Genomic DNA, 14,815 nt, shown 5'->3' with positions numbered 1-14,815 from the left:
CTCTCACGACCCATGGTCGACAAGGTGGGTGAATCCGTTGATCGAGCCCCCGAGCACGATGTGGTTGCCGCTCATCAACCAGGCATGCGCCCTGAGCTCGCTGCCCGTCCCCTTTTCGATGCCGATGCTGATCTTCGAGGCGTTGCCTTGGCGTGCGAGCAGATATTGCCCCGCCAGTGCCTGGGTGAGGCAACTGGCGCCCGGCACCAGCCGCGCGGCGGCGGCAACGCCCCAGGCAACGCGCCGCAGGTCGGCGATGCCGGCGTCGCGCCTCGCATCAAGCCGCGTGACCAGGCTGCGGACGCGGTTGTAGGAGGAAAGCGTCAGCGCGAGCCGCACCACGCTCACCACCGCCAGGCAGCGCGCCAGAAACAGCATCTCCCGGCCGCTCAGCGAGCGGAACCTAGACCAGTTCCTCACTGTGGAGCCTCGCAAGCCCTGCTTCGGTCAGCCCCTTCAGCAAGCCCTCGACATCGGCCTTGCAGCGCTCGGCATCGACATTGTAGCGCGCAAGCACGGCGCCGCGGATATCGAGGATGGATCGCGGCTCCTGGATCTGCTCCCAGATGAAGGCGCCGACGCTGTTCAGGCTGTAATAGACATTGGATTTGAGGTGGAGCAGCGCCAATCCGGCACCAAATTCACAAGCCACCGCTTCGCCGGTCGCGACCACGCGGTCATGGTCCGAAGGGTTCCAGTGCATGCTAAAACCTCGTTGCTGGCCCGCCGCGCCCGTTGGACCTTGGCCAGGGATCGGTTGCCTGCGATCCTCGGCGGGAAGCCGGGGGACAAAAGCCCCCCGGCTCACCTATTGTATCCGGAGCCCCAACTAGACGCCCGGATGCCTGTAGGCTTATGAGAAAGTCAGCTCGCCGACCGGCGTGTGTGCGGGAAAGCTCACGTCGAGCGCCGTCGTGCCAGCGCCACCCTGCGTGATGGTTTCAATCGAACCATGAACCGTCAAACTGGGGGTTTCGTACTCATGCTCCTCAACATTCTGTTCCATTTTACTCTCCAATTAAGGACTGGAAGCGGCCGCAGAACGCCGCCAGCATATCGCTATGCTGCAATGCGATTGCTGCATGGCAACATTCATGAGTCAAGCGTAATTCACCAAGCATTAATCAATTCTTGGTTGCGCTTGCCTTCCTTGATGATTAGTCCATGAGCATCGTTATCGTAATCCTCAATCGCTCAGGAATTCAACCGAGCGTCCTCATCGATGGAATAAGTAATTGATTTATTTATTATAATTTTTTGAGCGACAAATCCGTTTCACGGGTGTGAAGAAATTGCTCCAAAAGCCACTGCTTTTCGGCTCGCAGCGTCGTCCCGGCGGCATGTCTTCAAAAGTGATTGAATGTGTGGGATTTTAAACGCTTAGGTTGCGGAGTTGAAGCGGCTTTGGCCGCCTCTTGGGCGGTCGTGTTAATTTTCCCAGTGTTTTTCTTCGCAAGTGCGGTATAGATCACTCGGGCGGCTTTTTTGCGGAGAGCGACATCGGGCATGACAATGCAGGATGGCTCGTATGAAAGGCTGCGTGCCGCCGGCTGTGCCGATGAAGTCGCCTATGTGCAGGCCTGTCTGAGGCTGTTTTTCGCACCCGGCGCCGACGCCGCCGACGGCCAGGCCGATATGCCCGCGCCGGCAATCTCGGCGGCTCACGTCGCCGACATCGCAAGACTGAACAAGGTCGCCGTATTCATGCTCAAGGCGCTCGCGCGTGCCCCCGCCGGCGCGGCGCCTCCCGGTTTGCCTGGCTGGCTCGACGGCTATCGGCGGCGCACCATGTCGATGAACGCCGCCTGCATCGGCGATTCGCTGGCCATCGATCGCGTGCTTCGCGACCGGCGGGTCGATTTCGTCTTCCTCAAGGGGCCGCTCCAGCAGCATAGGCTCTATGGCGATCACTTCATGAAGCCTTCCGGCGATGTCGACATACTGGTTTCCCCGGCGAGCTTTGCCGAGGCGCGCGCGGCGCTGCGGACCATCGGCTACGAGGTTGCCGGCAAGTCGCGCTCGGTCTGGTGGGTGCGCTTCCTCGGCGAGCAGCACATGGTTCGCGAGGACGGCACGAGAGCGTCGACGGTCGACCTCCACCATCGGCTGCAGCAGCCGGGTTCGCCAAGCCCGCGCGACATAGACGGCTTCCTGCGCCGCAAGCGTGTAGTCGAGGTGGCCGGCGCGGCCATGCCGATCATCTCGGCAGCAGACACCTTGCTTTTGTCGTCGATCAGCGTCGCCAAGGCCTTTTTCAACCGCGAGCCTTGCGCCGGCTATGTCTGCGATGTCCGGGCCAGCGCCAACCGGCTGAGCGAGGCCGAGCAGCAGACGGTGCTCGATCATGCCGCCGAGCAGGGTCTTGCGGACACGCTGCTTCTGGGGTTGCGCGCCGCCGACGTGCTGCTTGGCGCCACCGGCACGCTGCTTTCGGATCGCGCCGCCCGCATCCTGGCGCGTATCGGCAACGCCGACCTCTTCCACATGGTGATCGCGCCCTGGCTCGCGTCGCTGCGCTGGCCGCAGCGTCGCCATGTGCTGTGGGAACTGTGCGGCCACGAGCCCGTCCGCTACCTGGCGGAGGCCGGCTGGGCGGCCTCCGCCGACCTCAGCCGGCGCATCTTCGAGCGACCGGCCGCCGTCGCGCCGGCGCCGGACGGCGCGATCAAGATCGCGGGCGGGACAGCCACTCATACAAGCGAAAGGTGAACCCATGCCCATGACGACGCCTGTGACGAGCCCGGCGGTTTGCGTCATCATTGCCGCACGCAATGCGGCGCGGACGATTCCCGTCGCCATCGCCTCGGCGCTGCGCGAGACGGAAGTCGCCGAAGTCGTCGTGGTCGACGACGCTTCCACCGACAACACCCGCGATGTGGCTTTGGCCGCCGACGACGGCAGCGGCCGGCTTGCCGTCATCCGTCTCGACGTCAATCGCGGTCCTTCCTCCGCGCGCAACGTCGCCATCCAGGCCTCCAGATCGCCCTTCATCAGCATCCTTGACGCCGACGATTTCTTCCTCGAAGGCCGCTTTCGCCGGCTTTTCGCCGCCGCCGACTGGGATTTCGCCGCCGACAACATCATGCTGATCCGCGACGATGCCGCGACCGACCTCTCCAGGGTCGCCGCACCGCCTTTCGCCGCCGATCCGGAATTTCTCGATTTCGAGCGCTTCATCGAGGGCAACATCTCGCGCCGCCGCGTCCTGCGCGGCGAGCTCGGCTTCCTCAAGCCAGTGATCAGCCGGGCTTTCCTCGAACGGCATGGGCTGACTTACGATGAAAACCTGCGTCTTGGCGAAGACTACGAGCTCTATGCGCGCGCTGTCGCCAGCGGGGCGCGGTTCAAGATCATCAAGTGCTGCGGCTATGGCGCTATCGTGCGCGCCGATTCGCTGAGCGGCCGCCACAGGACTCAAGATCTGAAGCGCCTTGCCGATGCCGATCTGGCGTTGCTTCAGATCGACAACCTTCCCGAACGCTCGAAAGCGGCGTTGCGGCGCCACGAGCGTCATGTCCGCGACAAATACCGGCTGCGCAACTTCCTCGACGTGAAGGCCGAGCGCGGCCTGGCGTCGGCCGCGGCTTACGCCTTCGCCAGCCAGTCGAATCTGATCCCGATCGTTCGCGGCGTCGCCAACGACAAGCTCGACGCGCTGTTCCGCCGCACCGGCATTGCCGCAAGGCAGCAAGTGCCGCCGATGCGCTTCCTGATGGCGGCAAGCAGCGCCGCAAACGAGTGATCCCGTATCGTCCCGGAAGCCGCCGGCCCTCAAAAAATCCGCATTCTGAAAACTATGATGTTGCCTAGCCGCCGCAGGGGTGGCAGTCTATGCTGCAATGCAGCAATTTCGAAAGGCCGGCAGGATGGCTTCGATTTTTGGCTTCAGATCCCGGAATCCGGCTCGCGACCGGCAGACCGATCTCCAGCGTTTCGACCGGTTGGCGAAGCTGTTCGACCAGATCGCGGCCGAGATCGAGACGGAGAAAACGGGACTGGAGAATCGCTACAGGTCGACGGCAGCCAACGCGGCCTTTCTGGTCGAGGCGATGGAGAATGGTTCGGCATCGGCTAGCAGGGGATCGGATGTCAGCGTGATGACCAACTCGATCCTGAACTGCGAGCGGCGCATTGCGGAGCTCGCTCGGCAGAAAGGCTTGGTGAAGGAACTGCGCCGTTCGCTCGACGCGATTGTAGAGGATGGCGCCGATCGGTCTGCTTCGCAGTCCACGGCAAGAGGCTGACGGCGCCCACGGGCGCCGTCATCGGTACGAGGCACTGAAGCAATTCCAGGAAAAGTGTGAGCGGTTTTCCGTTCGGAATTGCGAAAAAACAAGGAATGAGAGGAGTTCAAAAGGGCGCAGGATCAGAGGCGGCTCGCTCGCTCGAGCCAAGAATGACTTTGGGTTGGGGCGGAACAACACAAGGTGAGTTTGTTATGAATGTAGATCCCGACAACACCTCCACCGTGGCGGCTTGCGCGATGTCGCATGCGCCGGGGAGTGGATTAGCCAGCCTGCGGCTCGGCGCGGCCGCCGTCCTGTTTGCAATCGCCGCGACCCTGCATCCCGCGCATGCGCAAGGGACCCAACCAGAGCTGAAAAGCGCGCCGTCCTTCGTCGACAATTTCTCCAATTTCAACCAGTCCCGCTGGTTCGTCTCGGACGGCTGGACCAATGGCGCCCATCAGAACTGCACCTGGTCGAAGGATCTCGTGCGGCTTTCCGACGGCGTGCTGTCGCTAAGCTTCGAAAAGCGCAAGCTCAAGGACCGGGAGTTCGCCTGCGCCGAGATCCAGACCAAGCAGCGTTACGGCTACGGCGTCTATGAGGCGCGGATGAAGACCGGCACCGGCTCCGGCCTCAACGCCGCTTTCTTCTCCTATATCGGCCCGCAGGACAAACAGCCCTGGGATGAGATCGACTTCGAGGTCCTCACCAAGGACCCGTCGAAAGTCCAGGTCAACAGCTACATCCAGGGCAAGCCGAAGAACGGCAAGCTGGTCGACGTCGAGGGCGGCGCCGACAAGGGCTTCAACGATTACGGCTTCGTCTGGGAGAAGGACCGGCTGCGCTGGTACGTCAACGGCAAGCTTGTCCATGAGGTGACCAACCCCGACGAATTGCCGACGCACTCGCAGAAAATCTTCTTCAGCCTCTGGGGCAGCGACAAGCTGACCAACTGGATGGGCGCTTTCACAGATCCCGGCAGCAAGGTCACCATGCAGGTCAAGCGGGTCGCTTTCACCGCTTTGGGCCAGCCGTGCCAGTTTCCGGAATCGCTGGCATGCAGCATAAGTAACAGCAACTGAGCATGATCCCCGAAAGCGGGACCCGGTTTCGGGATAAGATCATGCGGAACTAACGAGGCATGATCCCCAAAAGTGGAACCGGTTTTGGGGTAAGATCATGCCGAACCAGCCAGGCCGTTGGGCCTGGGGACATCTGAACCGGCCGGGCCGCTTTGTGACCCGGCCTTTGACAGGAATAGAACCAAATGAATTTGACGGTGTTTGGGATTGGCTATGTCGGTCTCGTCCAGGCCGCTGTGCTGGCCGAGGTCGGCCACGAGGTGGTGTGCGTCGATGTCGACGAGAAGAAGGTGGAGCGCCTGAACCAGGGCTTGATCCCGATTTTCGAACCGGGCCTCGAAAGCCTCGTCAAGGAAAACCACGCGGCCGGTCGCATCCGCTTCACCACCGATGCGGCAGCGGCGGTCAGGCATGGCCAGATCCAGATGATCGCGGTCGGCACGCCGCCCGGCGAGGATGGCTCGGCCGATCTGAAATATGTGCTTGCCGTCGCCGAGACCATCGGTCGTGAGATGGATGCCCCCAAGATTGTCGTCGGCAAGTCGACCGTGCCGGTCGGCACGTGCGAAAAGGTGAAGGCCAGGATCGCCGAAACGCTGAAGAAGCGCGGCCGCGAGGACCTCGCCTTCGACGTCGCCTCTAACCCCGAATTCCTCAAGGAGGGCTCGGCCGTCGCCGATTGCATGAAGCCGGACCGCATCATCGTCGGCACCTCCAGCGAGGATACCGAGATGGTGATGCGCGAGCTCTACGCGCCGTTCAACCGCAACCACGAGAAGATGATCGTGATGGATGTGCGCAGCGCCGAATTCACCAAATACGCCGCCAACTGCATGCTGGCGACCAAGATCAGCTTCATGAACGAGATGGCCAATCTCGCCGAACAGCTGGGCGCCGACATCGAGGAGGTGCGCAAGGGCATTGGCTCCGATCCTCGCATCGGCTACCACTTCATTTATCCCGGCCTCGGCTATGGCGGCTCGTGCTTCCCGAAGGACGTGCGCGCGCTGATCAAGACCGCCGAGGGCGTCAAGTTCGACGCCAAGCTGCTGCGCGCCGTCGAGGAGCGCAACAATGCGCAAAAGTCGGTGCTGTTCGACAAGGTCAACCACTATTTCAAGGGCGCGCTCAGGGGCAAGACGTTCGCCGTCTGGGGGCTGGCCTTCAAGCCCAACACCGACGACATGCGCGAGGCGCCGTCACGCACGCTGATGGAAGCGCTCTGGGCGGCCGGTGCCAAGGTGCAGGCCTATGATCCCGAGGCGATGCAGGAATGCCAGGCCATCTATGGCCTGCGCGACGATCTGCTCTTGTGCGGCACCAAGGAGGCGGCGCTCCGCGGCGCCGACGCGCTTTTGATCTGCACCGAATGGAAGAGCTTCCGCGCGCCGTCCTTCGACGCGCTCAAGGATGCGCTGACGACGCCGGTCATCTTCGACGGCCGCAACCTCTACGATCCCAAGGTGATCGCGCGCTACGGCATCGAATATTTCTCGATCGGCAGGATGGCGGCATGACGGCTGATCGCATCAAGGGCAATGGCCGCCGCCATGGCTGCGGAACCGCGCCGGCGAACGGCGCATCGGCAACAGTATGAGGTCACCAATGGCTGCCCGGCAGAAACCGACGGTCACCGTCATCGTCCCCACCTTCAATCGCGAAAAATTCCTGCCCGAAGCCATCGACAGCCTGCTCCGGCAGACCGTGGCTCCGGACCAGATCCTGATCGTGGACGACGGCTCGACGGACGGCACCAGCAAGGTGGCGAGCTCCTTTCCAGTGCCGGTGGAATATTACCGCAAGGAGAATGGCGGCAAGTCTACCGCGCTGAACTTCGCCCTCAAGCACTGCACGGGGGATTTCGTCTGGATATTCGACGACGACGATGTCGCGCATCCGACGGCGCTTGAGCGGTTTCTCGCTGCCTTCGAGCGGGAGCCGGAGGCCGATTTCGCTTTCGGCGAATATGCGCGTTTCCAGCAGTCAGCTCAGATCGAAGAGCAGAACTACGAGATCGTCGCCTTCGGCCATGTCAGCCAGGACAATTTCTTCCCGTCCCATCTCGAATATTGCCACGTCCATCAGCCGGGTCTCCTGGTGCGCCGCCAATGCTACGAGCAGGTGGGAGGCTTCAATGAAACTCTGGTCCGGTCGCAGGATTACGAGATGATGCTCAGGCTGGCGCGCCGGTTCAAGGGCATCAGGGTCGACGGCCTCATGTTCTTCCAGCGCCAGCACGACATGGTCCGCGGCAGCACCAAGGTCGTCATTTCCTATGCCAACAGGATAAAGGCATGGGGCTCGTACGACCGGGCGATCATGGAGGAGATCTACAGGTCGGTCGATCTGCACGAGTATCTCGATCGCTCGGAACAGGCCTTTCCGAAGACGGCCGATCTCGAGATGCAGGCGCTGCTGCAGCGTTCGAGCATCATGGCCAGGAAAGGGTTGTGGCATCACGCGGCCGCGGACATCCGCCGCTACGCCCTGCTTGCCGAACGGGCCGGAAAGACCTCGCTCAGCGACAAGGAACGCGCCATCGTACGACGTACGTTCGAAGCCTACGATACGGGGCTCTCATCCGCCCCGGCCGACGAATTCGTCTCGGCGGTGAAGGCATGGAAGTCGGGACCGCTGAAGGCCGACATCGTCCGGGAGTACATGCATTCATTCCCCCACTATCTGGCGCGGGACCTGAAGGCGGGAAAGGTGATCCCGGCATCGAAGTTGTTGCGGGAGTATTCGACATTGTCGTTCTCGGCCTTGGTCAGCCGCTTGTGCCAGGCAATGACGTCGAAACTTCCATCGGCGCGTAGCGCAAGCTGACGAGCCCTGGGTTGCGCATGCTCGCTCGCCGGGCCGGATTAGGAGCCGAATGATGAAAGTGCTTTTTGCAAGCGGCAACGGATATATTCCCGAGTTCACCGGCGGCGTGCAGTCCAACACCCACCATCTGGTCGAACAGCTGATCGAGCACGGCCACCAAGCTTCGGTCCTCGCCTCGCTGTTCGGCGACGGCATGTTCGGCCTCAAGGCGCGCGCCAAGATGAAGCTGTTGCGGCAGCCCGCGGTGGTCGACAATTTTCCCGGCTACCCGGTGATGCGTGCCTGGTTCCCCTGGGAGGCTGCCGGCTTCGCGGTCGAAAAAACCAAGCCTGACGTCGCCGTCGTGCAGTGCCACAAATCCGTCCCGCTCGGAAAGGCGCTTCTCGCCGAAGGGGTGCCGCTGGTCGTCTACCTTCACAACGTTGAATTTCACGAGCTCGCCGGCGATCCGCGCGAGCTCAATTCGGCGCTCTACATCGCCAATTCGGAATTCACCGCGCGCACCTACAAGGAAAAGTTCGGCATCGATTCCATCGTGCTGCCGCCGACCATCAACGACGCCCTCTACTGCACCCACACGACCGGCGAATTCGTCACCATGATCAACCCCTATGAGGAGAAGGGTTTCGATCTTGCGGTGAAGATTGCGGCCGCCTGCCCGGAGATCCCCTTCCTGTTCGTGGAAAGCTGGAAGCTCGATGACGACCATCGCGCCCGCGTCGAGAAGACCATCGCGCCGTTTTCGAACATCAAGCTGGAAAACCGCACCAACGACATGAAGACGGTCTATGGCCGCACCAGGATCCTGCTTGCGCCGAGCAAATGGGAGGAGGCGTGGGGCCGCGTCGCGTCCGAGGCGCATTGCAGCGGCATCCCGGTCGTCGGATCGAGGCGTGGCGGTCTGCCCGAAGCCATCGGTCCCGGCGGCGTGGTGCTCGACTATGATGCCCCGGTCGAAGAATGGGCCGCGGCGGTGAGGCGCCTGTGGAACGATCGCCCGGAATACGACCGGCTTTCGGCCGCCGCTCTCGCCTTCTCCAAACGCCCGGAGCTCGACCCCGCGCGGCAATTGGTGGTGTTTCTCCAACTGCTCGAAAGAGCGGCCCGGCAGGGCGTTCGCCGCGCTGCGTAGCTTTGCCGAGCAGGACGATGGAATCGATTTGCTGCAGTGCACCTAAAATGTTGCGATGCAGCAATCGCTATACTGGTAGTGGATTACGCCGACAGGAGTCAAAGTTCATGCCGCATGTGTCAGGCCTTGCCGACGTTTCCAGCCTGAACCGGGCGAGAACATCCTGCCGATGAGGATTTGTTTCGTCGTCGACAAATTTCCCACTCTGTCCGAGACGTTCGTGCTCGATCAGATTGCCGGATGCCTCGAAAGAGGGATGGCAGTCAGTGTCGTCTGCAACGAGATGGCCTTTGGCAAGGACAGCAATGTCGACGATGCACGTTGGCGGTCATTGCCTGGGCCGGTCGTTTCCTGGTGGGGCGGCCTCAGTCGCTACCGTTCGCTGCTGATGAAATGGTCGGGCCGATTTTGGGACAAGCTCTCGACCGCTATCGACCTGGCCAACGCGCACAAGCTGCGGAACGCCGACGTGATCGTGGCGCATTTTGGCCATAACGGGCTGCGCGTCGCCCGCATCATGAAGCGGCGCCAGATTTCCGCGCCTTTGGTGACCATATTCCACGGTACCGATGTCGGCAGGCCGATGCACGACAACACACTCGGCTACTACAGGCCCGTTTTCGAGAAAGGGGCTCTCCAGCTGCCTGTGAATGCGTTCTTCCGTCAGGCCCTGATCGATGCCGGCGCCGAGCCGGCGCGGGTCGCGGTCCACCACATGGGCATTCGCCCTGGCGAGATCGAATATCGCTGGCGCTCCTGGCAGGGACGTGCGCTGTCTTTCATCTCGGTGTGCCGGCTGACCGAGAAGAAGGGCACCGAATATGCGCTTCGCGCGCTCGCCGGCCTGCCGCATCGCGACTGGATCTATTCGGTGATCGGTGGCGGAGAATTGTTGGAGCAGTTGAAGCGCACCGCCATCGACCTCGGTATTGCCGACAGGGTGAGTTTCCTCGGACCGCGTCCGCACGGCGAGGTCAAGCAGCGCCTGCGTGACGCCGATGTCTTTCTTCTGCCAAGCGTCGCCGGGCGGGACGGCGATCTGGAAGGAATCCCGGTTGCGCTCATGGAAGCGATGGCCGGCGGCCTGATCTCTGTGAGCACCTATCATTCGGGGATTCCCGAGCTGATCGAGGATCACAAGACCGGCTTCCTCGTACCCGAACGGGACGTCGCCGCGCTTGCCGGCAAGCTCGCCTGGATCGCCGAGAATCCAGGCCTGTGCGAGCCCATAGCGCTTGCCGCCCGCAGCAAGGTCGAGGCGGATTTCAATGCCGATATCTTGAATGAACGCTTTGCGCGGATCGTCGCGCGGCTGGGCGAGAGAGGATCCGTCACATGAACGCCAATCCGCCGCCCCCTCAATTCGGTCGCGTTGCCTTGCGCGGCGGGCTGGTGACCGCTGGCGCGCAAGGCTTCAAGATAGCGATCCAGTTCCTCTCGGTCGTGATCCTTGCCCGGCTGCTTGTTCCTGAGGATTTCGGCCTTGTGGCTTCCGTGGGACCGATCGTGGCCTTTGTCGGCCTGCTCCAGGATCTCGGCCTCCAGCAGGCGGTCATCCAGCGCAAGGAGATCGATCAACGGCAGCTCAACCAGGTCTTCTGGCTGAGCGCGGTTGTCGGCCTTTGCGCCGGGGCGGTCGTGGCTTGCCTGGCCCCCGCCATTGCCGCCTTTTACGGCGACCAGCGAATGTGGGGAATAACACTTGCTTCCGCCGTGCCGCTGCTTTTTGGCAGTCTGGCCGCCGTGCCGCTTGCCTTGATGAACCGCCATCTGCAATTCGGCCAGCTTGCGCTCAACGACACAATCACCGCGGCCGTCGGCCTGCTCGCCACCGCAACCGCGGCGTATTGGGGGCTTGGCTATTGGTCGCTGGTTCTGGGGCCGGCTGTTTCAGCCGTCGTGGCGCTGGTTGCCGGCTGGTTGGTGACGCGCTGGACGCCGTCCTGGCCGAATCTCAAGATCGACGGCGACATATTCAGGTTCGGCGCCAACCTCACGGGCTTCAACCTTGTCAACTTTCTCTCTCGCAACCTCGACAACATCCTCATCGGAAAATATTCCGGCGCGGTCGAACTGGGCTACTATGATCGCGCCTACAAGCTGCTGCTCTTTCCGCTGCAGAACATCAACCAGCCGCTGACGCGCATCATGGTGCCGCTGCTCAGCCGCATCCATGAGGACAAGCAGCGCTTTCGGGACATCTATGTCCGGACGAACTGGCTGCTGGCCGTCATCACCATGCCCGGCATTGCGACGCTGACACTGACTTCGGAGCAGGTGGTCAGGCTTCTCTTCGGCGAGCGTTGGATGGCTGTGGCGCCGATTTTCGCCTGGCTGGGCATCGCCGGCCTGATGCAGTCCGTGTCGAGCACCACGGGATGGATATTCATCTGCCAGGGCAAGACGAAGACGATGTTCCATTGGGGCATCTATTCGTCGCTGACGACCGTCGCCTCCTTCATCGTCGGCCTGCATTGGGGCGCCATCGGCGTCGCGGCTGCCTATGCCATTAGCGGCTATGCGCTGCGCGTCCCGGTGCTTGCGGCCCTGATCCATCGCGTCGGCCCGGTGACCGCCGGCGATTTCCTGGGCATACAGGGGCTCTTCATCGTCTCGTCCCTGCTCGCCTGGCTCTTATACCTGTCGCTGCCGGCGTTGCTGACCAGCCAGTCGGATCTGCTCACGATCCTTGTGGCGATTGCCCTAAATTACGGATTCGCCCTGGCTCTCATGCTTGCTGTTCCGCAGTCGCGCAGAGCGTTGCTCGCCACTCTTGCCAACGTCGCCGGCAACATTGGGTGAGTGGCGGCTGCCTATCAAGGACGACAACGGCCCGGTTGCCGACATTGCCGACGCATGCTCTTCCAGCACGGCCTCGAGGCTTGCCCGGCGATAGTGGTCAAGGCTGCCGATGAATCTGCCGAGTTTTTCGGCCGCTTCCGACGGCGTCACGGTGTCGATGTCGAGCAGAAGATCGGCGACGCCGATATGCTTGGCGACTTCCTTGGTCTTGAATTCATAGGCGATCGGCAGCACCGGCGTGCCGACGCAAAGCGACATGATCATCATATGCATTCGCGTCGCGACGACGAAGTCGCAATCCTTCACCAGCGCCATCAGCTGGTCGGGCGTATGGAATGTGGCGTCGACATCGACGTGTTGAGCGATTTCCGGGTCGAGTTCGACCACGATCGCCCGAGCGGTCTTGGCGTCGTCATGGGCATATTCCGGCACGCCCTGGCAGGTTGAAACGAAGGTCACCTTCTTGGCATGGTCCCTGACAAGAATTGTGGCGATCTCCCGGATCGAATCGAGATAGCGACGCATGCCATCCTCACCGTCGCTGACGAAACTCCAGTGACGGACGGAAATAGCGACGCGGCCCGTCGGCGCCGGTGCGGTGCCGAGATGTTTCTTGATCCTGTCGGTATCGGCCAGGGCGAAGACGGAATCGGCGACCACATGGCATTTGCCTGGGTCCTTCACCAGATCCAGTATGTGGTTTCTGGATCGCTCGTCGCGCAGCAGGATGAGCGGAGCCCGATCGAAGATCGGACCGAGCTCCTGGCGATTGTAGCTTTTCTTGAACGGGCCGAGCGATTGCGTGAAGAAGATCGGGTCCTTGCCCAAGGTCGCATCGATACGGAATTGATTGAGCCGCTTTTCGAGATCGTAATTCTCGACGAGATAGGTTCCGCCTGTCGTCACCACCAGGTCGGCGCTCGCATAGGCTTCAAGGCCGCGGCGGTCGTCCAGGTTGAAGAAAAAGCTGCTGGCGGCGCCGTTTTGCGCGAAGTGACGCAAGGCGCGCCAGACCGCCCGGTTGTAGAGCGACTTGAGCCGGCCCTTTATCCCGCCGCCGCGCCGATCCTTGAACAGGGATTCCGACAAGAGCTTGTGGAATTCGAGATCCGGGTAATCTTTCTTCGGGTAAAGCCTGGCGGCGACGTCTGGCTGACTGTCGAAAACCAGGAACCGCACATCGCTGCCGACGACCGATCTGAGAATATGGCGGATGGCCAAAAGGATCGCGGCATCGCCCGTGTTCAGACACACTGTGTTTTCGATCACGACTTTCATGGGGAAACCTCGTTTCGCGTCCGTGGCCAGGCCAGCGGCGGTTAAAACGGCATGTTTTGCCGAAATGCTGCCACGCGATCCGCGTCGCGATCCTGGCGTGCTGCAACACGCTGGTAACCAACGTCGAACCCAGATCGACCCCAAGCAGCATTGAAAGTAGCGTATCATTTTTGCAGTGCAACAAAAAATGTGCGGGCGTCTGCTACGCCGCACCAAAATTGTTGCGATGCAGCAAAAGCTGTACTAGCATCCCCGATGGGTGGGCCGAACATCGGTCGAGTTTCATGCTGCATGTCTTGTACCTTGTGCATGACGTATCCGACCCGGCTGTGCGCCGGAGGGTCCAGATGCTCAAGGCAGGCGGCGCCAGGGTCACCCTGGCGGGTTTCCGCCGCACCACCAGTCCGGTCGCCGAGATCGAGGGTATCAAGCCTGTCGACCTTGGCGCGACGCGCGACGGCCGATTCGCGCAGCGTCTCGGGGCGGTCGCCAAGGCGGCCATGTCGATCGGCGCGAAGCTGGGCGACATGCCCAGGCCCGATCTCATCATCGCGCGCAACCTCGAAATGCTGGCGCTTGCCCGCCGCGCCAATGCAGCCCTCGGGGCGAACGTGCCCATCGTCTATGAATGCCTCGATATCCATCGCCTGGTGCTGCGCGACGATTTTGTCGGCCGGACACTGCGCGGCGCCGAGCGTCATCTCGCCCGCGACGTGAAGCTTCTGGTGACCAGCTCGCCGGCCTTCATCGCCAATTATTTCGAGCCCTTCGGACAGATCGGCGCGCCTGTCGAGCTGATCGAGAACAAATATTTCGAGGCGGCATCCGTTGTCGCGGCGCATTCTTTCGAGGACGACAGCCCGGCGACGCCGCCCTGGCGGATCGGCTGGTTCGGCGCGCTGCGCTGCCGCCGCTCGCTGGAACTGCTGGCCGATTTCACCCGCCGGCAGGCGGGGCGTTTCGAGGTCGTGCTCAGAGGCCGTCCTGCACTGTCCGAATTTCCGGATTTTCATGGTTTCGTCGAGGCCGAGCCCTGGCTTTCGTTCGAGGGGCCTTACCGCAATCCGGAGGATATGGCGGCCATCTACGGGCAAGTGCATTTTTCCTGGGCGATCGATTTCTTCGAAGCCGGCCAGAATTCTGAATGGCTGCTTCCCAACCGCCTCTACGAGGGCTGCCGCTTCGGCGCCGTGCCGATCTCGATGGCCGGCACCGAAACCGGCCGGTTCCTCAAAGGGCAGGACATTGGCGTGCTTCTGTCCGAGGCGACGCCCGAAGGTCTTGAGGCGATGCTCGGCCGAATGGATCAGGACAGATACCGCGCCCTGAAGTCGCGGGTGTTGGCCCGCAATCCTCGGACCTGGAGCTACGATCGCAGCGACTGTGCGGCCTTCGTCGAAAAGCTGCGCGGCCTCACCGCCATGCCTTCGGCTTTTGCGGCGGCGGCATGATGGCAAAGGACGCGC

General features: G+C 62.1%; 14 protein-coding genes. 10 read left to right on the top strand and 4 right to left on the bottom strand.

The annotated features are described in order from the left end of the window. Positions 1–3: 3 nt before the first annotated feature. The 3 genes from EN852_RS18395 to EN852_RS18385 form a co-directional block, all read right to left on the bottom strand. Complete coding sequence (locus tag EN852_RS18395; RefSeq protein WP_246694321.1) at positions 4–420, bottom strand: lasso peptide biosynthesis B2 protein; 417 nt, start codon at positions 418–420, stop codon at positions 4–6. Continuing rightward, positions 404–703, bottom strand: a complete 300-nt coding sequence (locus EN852_RS18390) for a PqqD family protein (protein ID WP_127876330.1) — start codon at positions 701–703, stop codon at positions 404–406. Before EN852_RS18390 ends, EN852_RS18395 begins: the two co-directional genes overlap by 17 nt. 150 nt (positions 704–853) lie before the next feature. Next, a complete protein-coding gene (locus EN852_RS18385; RefSeq protein WP_127876329.1) occupies positions 854–1,006 on the bottom strand; it encodes a lasso RiPP family leader peptide-containing protein in 153 nt (50 codons plus the stop codon). A 500-nt stretch (positions 1,007–1,506) separates the two neighbouring features. On the opposite strand from EN852_RS18385, the gene EN852_RS18380 reads away from it, so the two are divergent. The 9 genes from EN852_RS18380 to EN852_RS18340 all read left to right on the top strand — a co-directional run bounded on the left by EN852_RS18380 (position 1,507) and on the right by EN852_RS18340 (position 12,071). Then, on the top strand, positions 1,507–2,709 hold the full coding sequence (locus EN852_RS18380; RefSeq protein WP_127876328.1) for a nucleotidyltransferase family protein: 1,203 nt from the start codon (positions 1,507–1,509) through the stop codon (positions 2,707–2,709). 10 nt (positions 2,710–2,719) lie between these two features. Beyond that, positions 2,720–3,742 carry a glycosyltransferase family 2 protein gene (locus tag EN852_RS18375; RefSeq protein WP_127876327.1) on the top strand — a complete coding sequence of 341 codons (1,023 nt, stop codon included), beginning with the start codon at positions 2,720–2,722 and terminating at the stop codon, positions 3,740–3,742. A gap of 124 nt (positions 3,743–3,866) precedes the next feature. Further along, a complete protein-coding gene (locus EN852_RS18370; RefSeq protein ID WP_127876326.1) occupies positions 3,867–4,244 on the top strand; it encodes a hypothetical protein in 378 nt (125 codons plus the stop codon). A gap of 194 nt (positions 4,245–4,438) precedes the next feature. After that, positions 4,439–5,311, top strand: a complete 873-nt coding sequence (locus tag EN852_RS18365; RefSeq protein ID WP_127876325.1) for a glycoside hydrolase family 16 protein — start codon at positions 4,439–4,441, stop codon at positions 5,309–5,311. 185 nt (positions 5,312–5,496) lie between these two features. Next, positions 5,497–6,828, top strand: a complete 1,332-nt coding sequence (locus EN852_RS18360) for a UDP-glucose/GDP-mannose dehydrogenase family protein (protein ID WP_127866509.1) — start codon at positions 5,497–5,499, stop codon at positions 6,826–6,828. Between the two features lie 88 nt (positions 6,829–6,916). Beyond that, positions 6,917–8,137, top strand: coding sequence for a glycosyltransferase family A protein (locus EN852_RS18355; protein WP_189546031.1), 1,221 nt, complete (start codon positions 6,917–6,919; stop codon positions 8,135–8,137). Between the two features lie 52 nt (positions 8,138–8,189). After that, a complete protein-coding gene (locus EN852_RS18350) occupies positions 8,190–9,269 on the top strand; it encodes a glycosyltransferase (RefSeq protein ID WP_127876323.1) in 1,080 nt (359 codons plus the stop codon). Between the two features lie 169 nt (positions 9,270–9,438). Further along, positions 9,439–10,608, top strand: a complete 1,170-nt coding sequence (locus EN852_RS18345; protein WP_127876322.1) for a glycosyltransferase — start codon at positions 9,439–9,441, stop codon at positions 10,606–10,608. After that, complete coding sequence (locus tag EN852_RS18340; protein WP_127876321.1) at positions 10,605–12,071, top strand: lipopolysaccharide biosynthesis protein; 1,467 nt, start codon at positions 10,605–10,607, stop codon at positions 12,069–12,071. Before EN852_RS18345 ends, EN852_RS18340 begins: the two co-directional genes overlap by 4 nt. On the opposite strand, the gene EN852_RS18335 is transcribed toward EN852_RS18340, so the two are convergent. After that, positions 11,973–13,349, bottom strand: coding sequence for a polysaccharide pyruvyl transferase family protein (locus tag EN852_RS18335; RefSeq protein ID WP_127876320.1), 1,377 nt, complete (start codon positions 13,347–13,349; stop codon positions 11,973–11,975). The two genes, EN852_RS18340 and EN852_RS18335, sit on opposite strands and share 99 nt — an antisense overlap. A 284-nt stretch (positions 13,350–13,633) precedes the next feature. Here EN852_RS18335 and EN852_RS18330 point away from each other — a divergent pair, with 284 nt between their 5' ends. Continuing rightward, positions 13,634–14,800 carry a glycosyltransferase gene (locus tag EN852_RS18330; protein WP_127866504.1) on the top strand — a complete coding sequence of 389 codons (1,167 nt, stop codon included), beginning with the start codon at positions 13,634–13,636 and terminating at the stop codon, positions 14,798–14,800. Positions 14,801–14,815 lie beyond the last annotated feature (15 nt).

This window comes from Mesorhizobium sp. M2E.F.Ca.ET.209.01.1.1 (assembly GCF_004010375.2).
In the GTDB taxonomy this organism is placed as follows: domain Bacteria; phylum Pseudomonadota; class Alphaproteobacteria; order Rhizobiales; family Rhizobiaceae; genus Mesorhizobium.
The sequence above is the reverse complement of the archived record's forward strand: the minus strand, read 5'-3'. Positions and strand labels throughout refer to the sequence as shown.

Bases quoted from the DNA above. Each gene is read 5' to 3' on its own strand.
- EN852_RS18375 (WP_127876327.1), top strand. From the start codon at position 2,720: ATGACGACGCCTGTGACGAGCCCGGCGGTTTGCGTCATCATTGCCGCA.
- EN852_RS18365 (WP_127876325.1), top strand. From the start codon at position 4,439: ATGAATGTAGATCCCGACAACACCTCCACCGTGGCGGCTTGCGCGATG.
- EN852_RS18390 (WP_127876330.1), bottom strand. From the start codon at position 703: ATGCACTGGAACCCTTCGGACCATGACCGCGTGGTCGCGACCGGCGAA.
- EN852_RS18350 (WP_127876323.1), top strand. From the start codon at position 8,190: ATGAAAGTGCTTTTTGCAAGCGGCAACGGATATATTCCCGAGTTCACC.
- EN852_RS18355 (WP_189546031.1), top strand. From the start codon at position 6,917: ATGGCTGCCCGGCAGAAACCGACGGTCACCGTCATCGTCCCCACCTTC.
- EN852_RS18380 (WP_127876328.1), top strand. From the start codon at position 1,507: ATGACAATGCAGGATGGCTCGTATGAAAGGCTGCGTGCCGCCGGCTGT.
- EN852_RS18370 (WP_127876326.1), top strand. From the start codon at position 3,867: ATGGCTTCGATTTTTGGCTTCAGATCCCGGAATCCGGCTCGCGACCGG.
- EN852_RS18360 (WP_127866509.1), top strand. From the start codon at position 5,497: ATGAATTTGACGGTGTTTGGGATTGGCTATGTCGGTCTCGTCCAGGCC.
- EN852_RS18335 (WP_127876320.1), bottom strand. From the start codon at position 13,349: ATGAAAGTCGTGATCGAAAACACAGTGTGTCTGAACACGGGCGATGCC.
- EN852_RS18340 (WP_127876321.1), top strand. From the start codon at position 10,605: ATGAACGCCAATCCGCCGCCCCCTCAATTCGGTCGCGTTGCCTTGCGC.
- EN852_RS18330 (WP_127866504.1), top strand. From the start codon at position 13,634: ATGCTGCATGTCTTGTACCTTGTGCATGACGTATCCGACCCGGCTGTG.
- EN852_RS18385 (WP_127876329.1), bottom strand. From the start codon at position 1,006: ATGGAACAGAATGTTGAGGAGCATGAGTACGAAACCCCCAGTTTGACG.
- EN852_RS18345 (WP_127876322.1), top strand. From the start codon at position 9,439: ATGAGGATTTGTTTCGTCGTCGACAAATTTCCCACTCTGTCCGAGACG.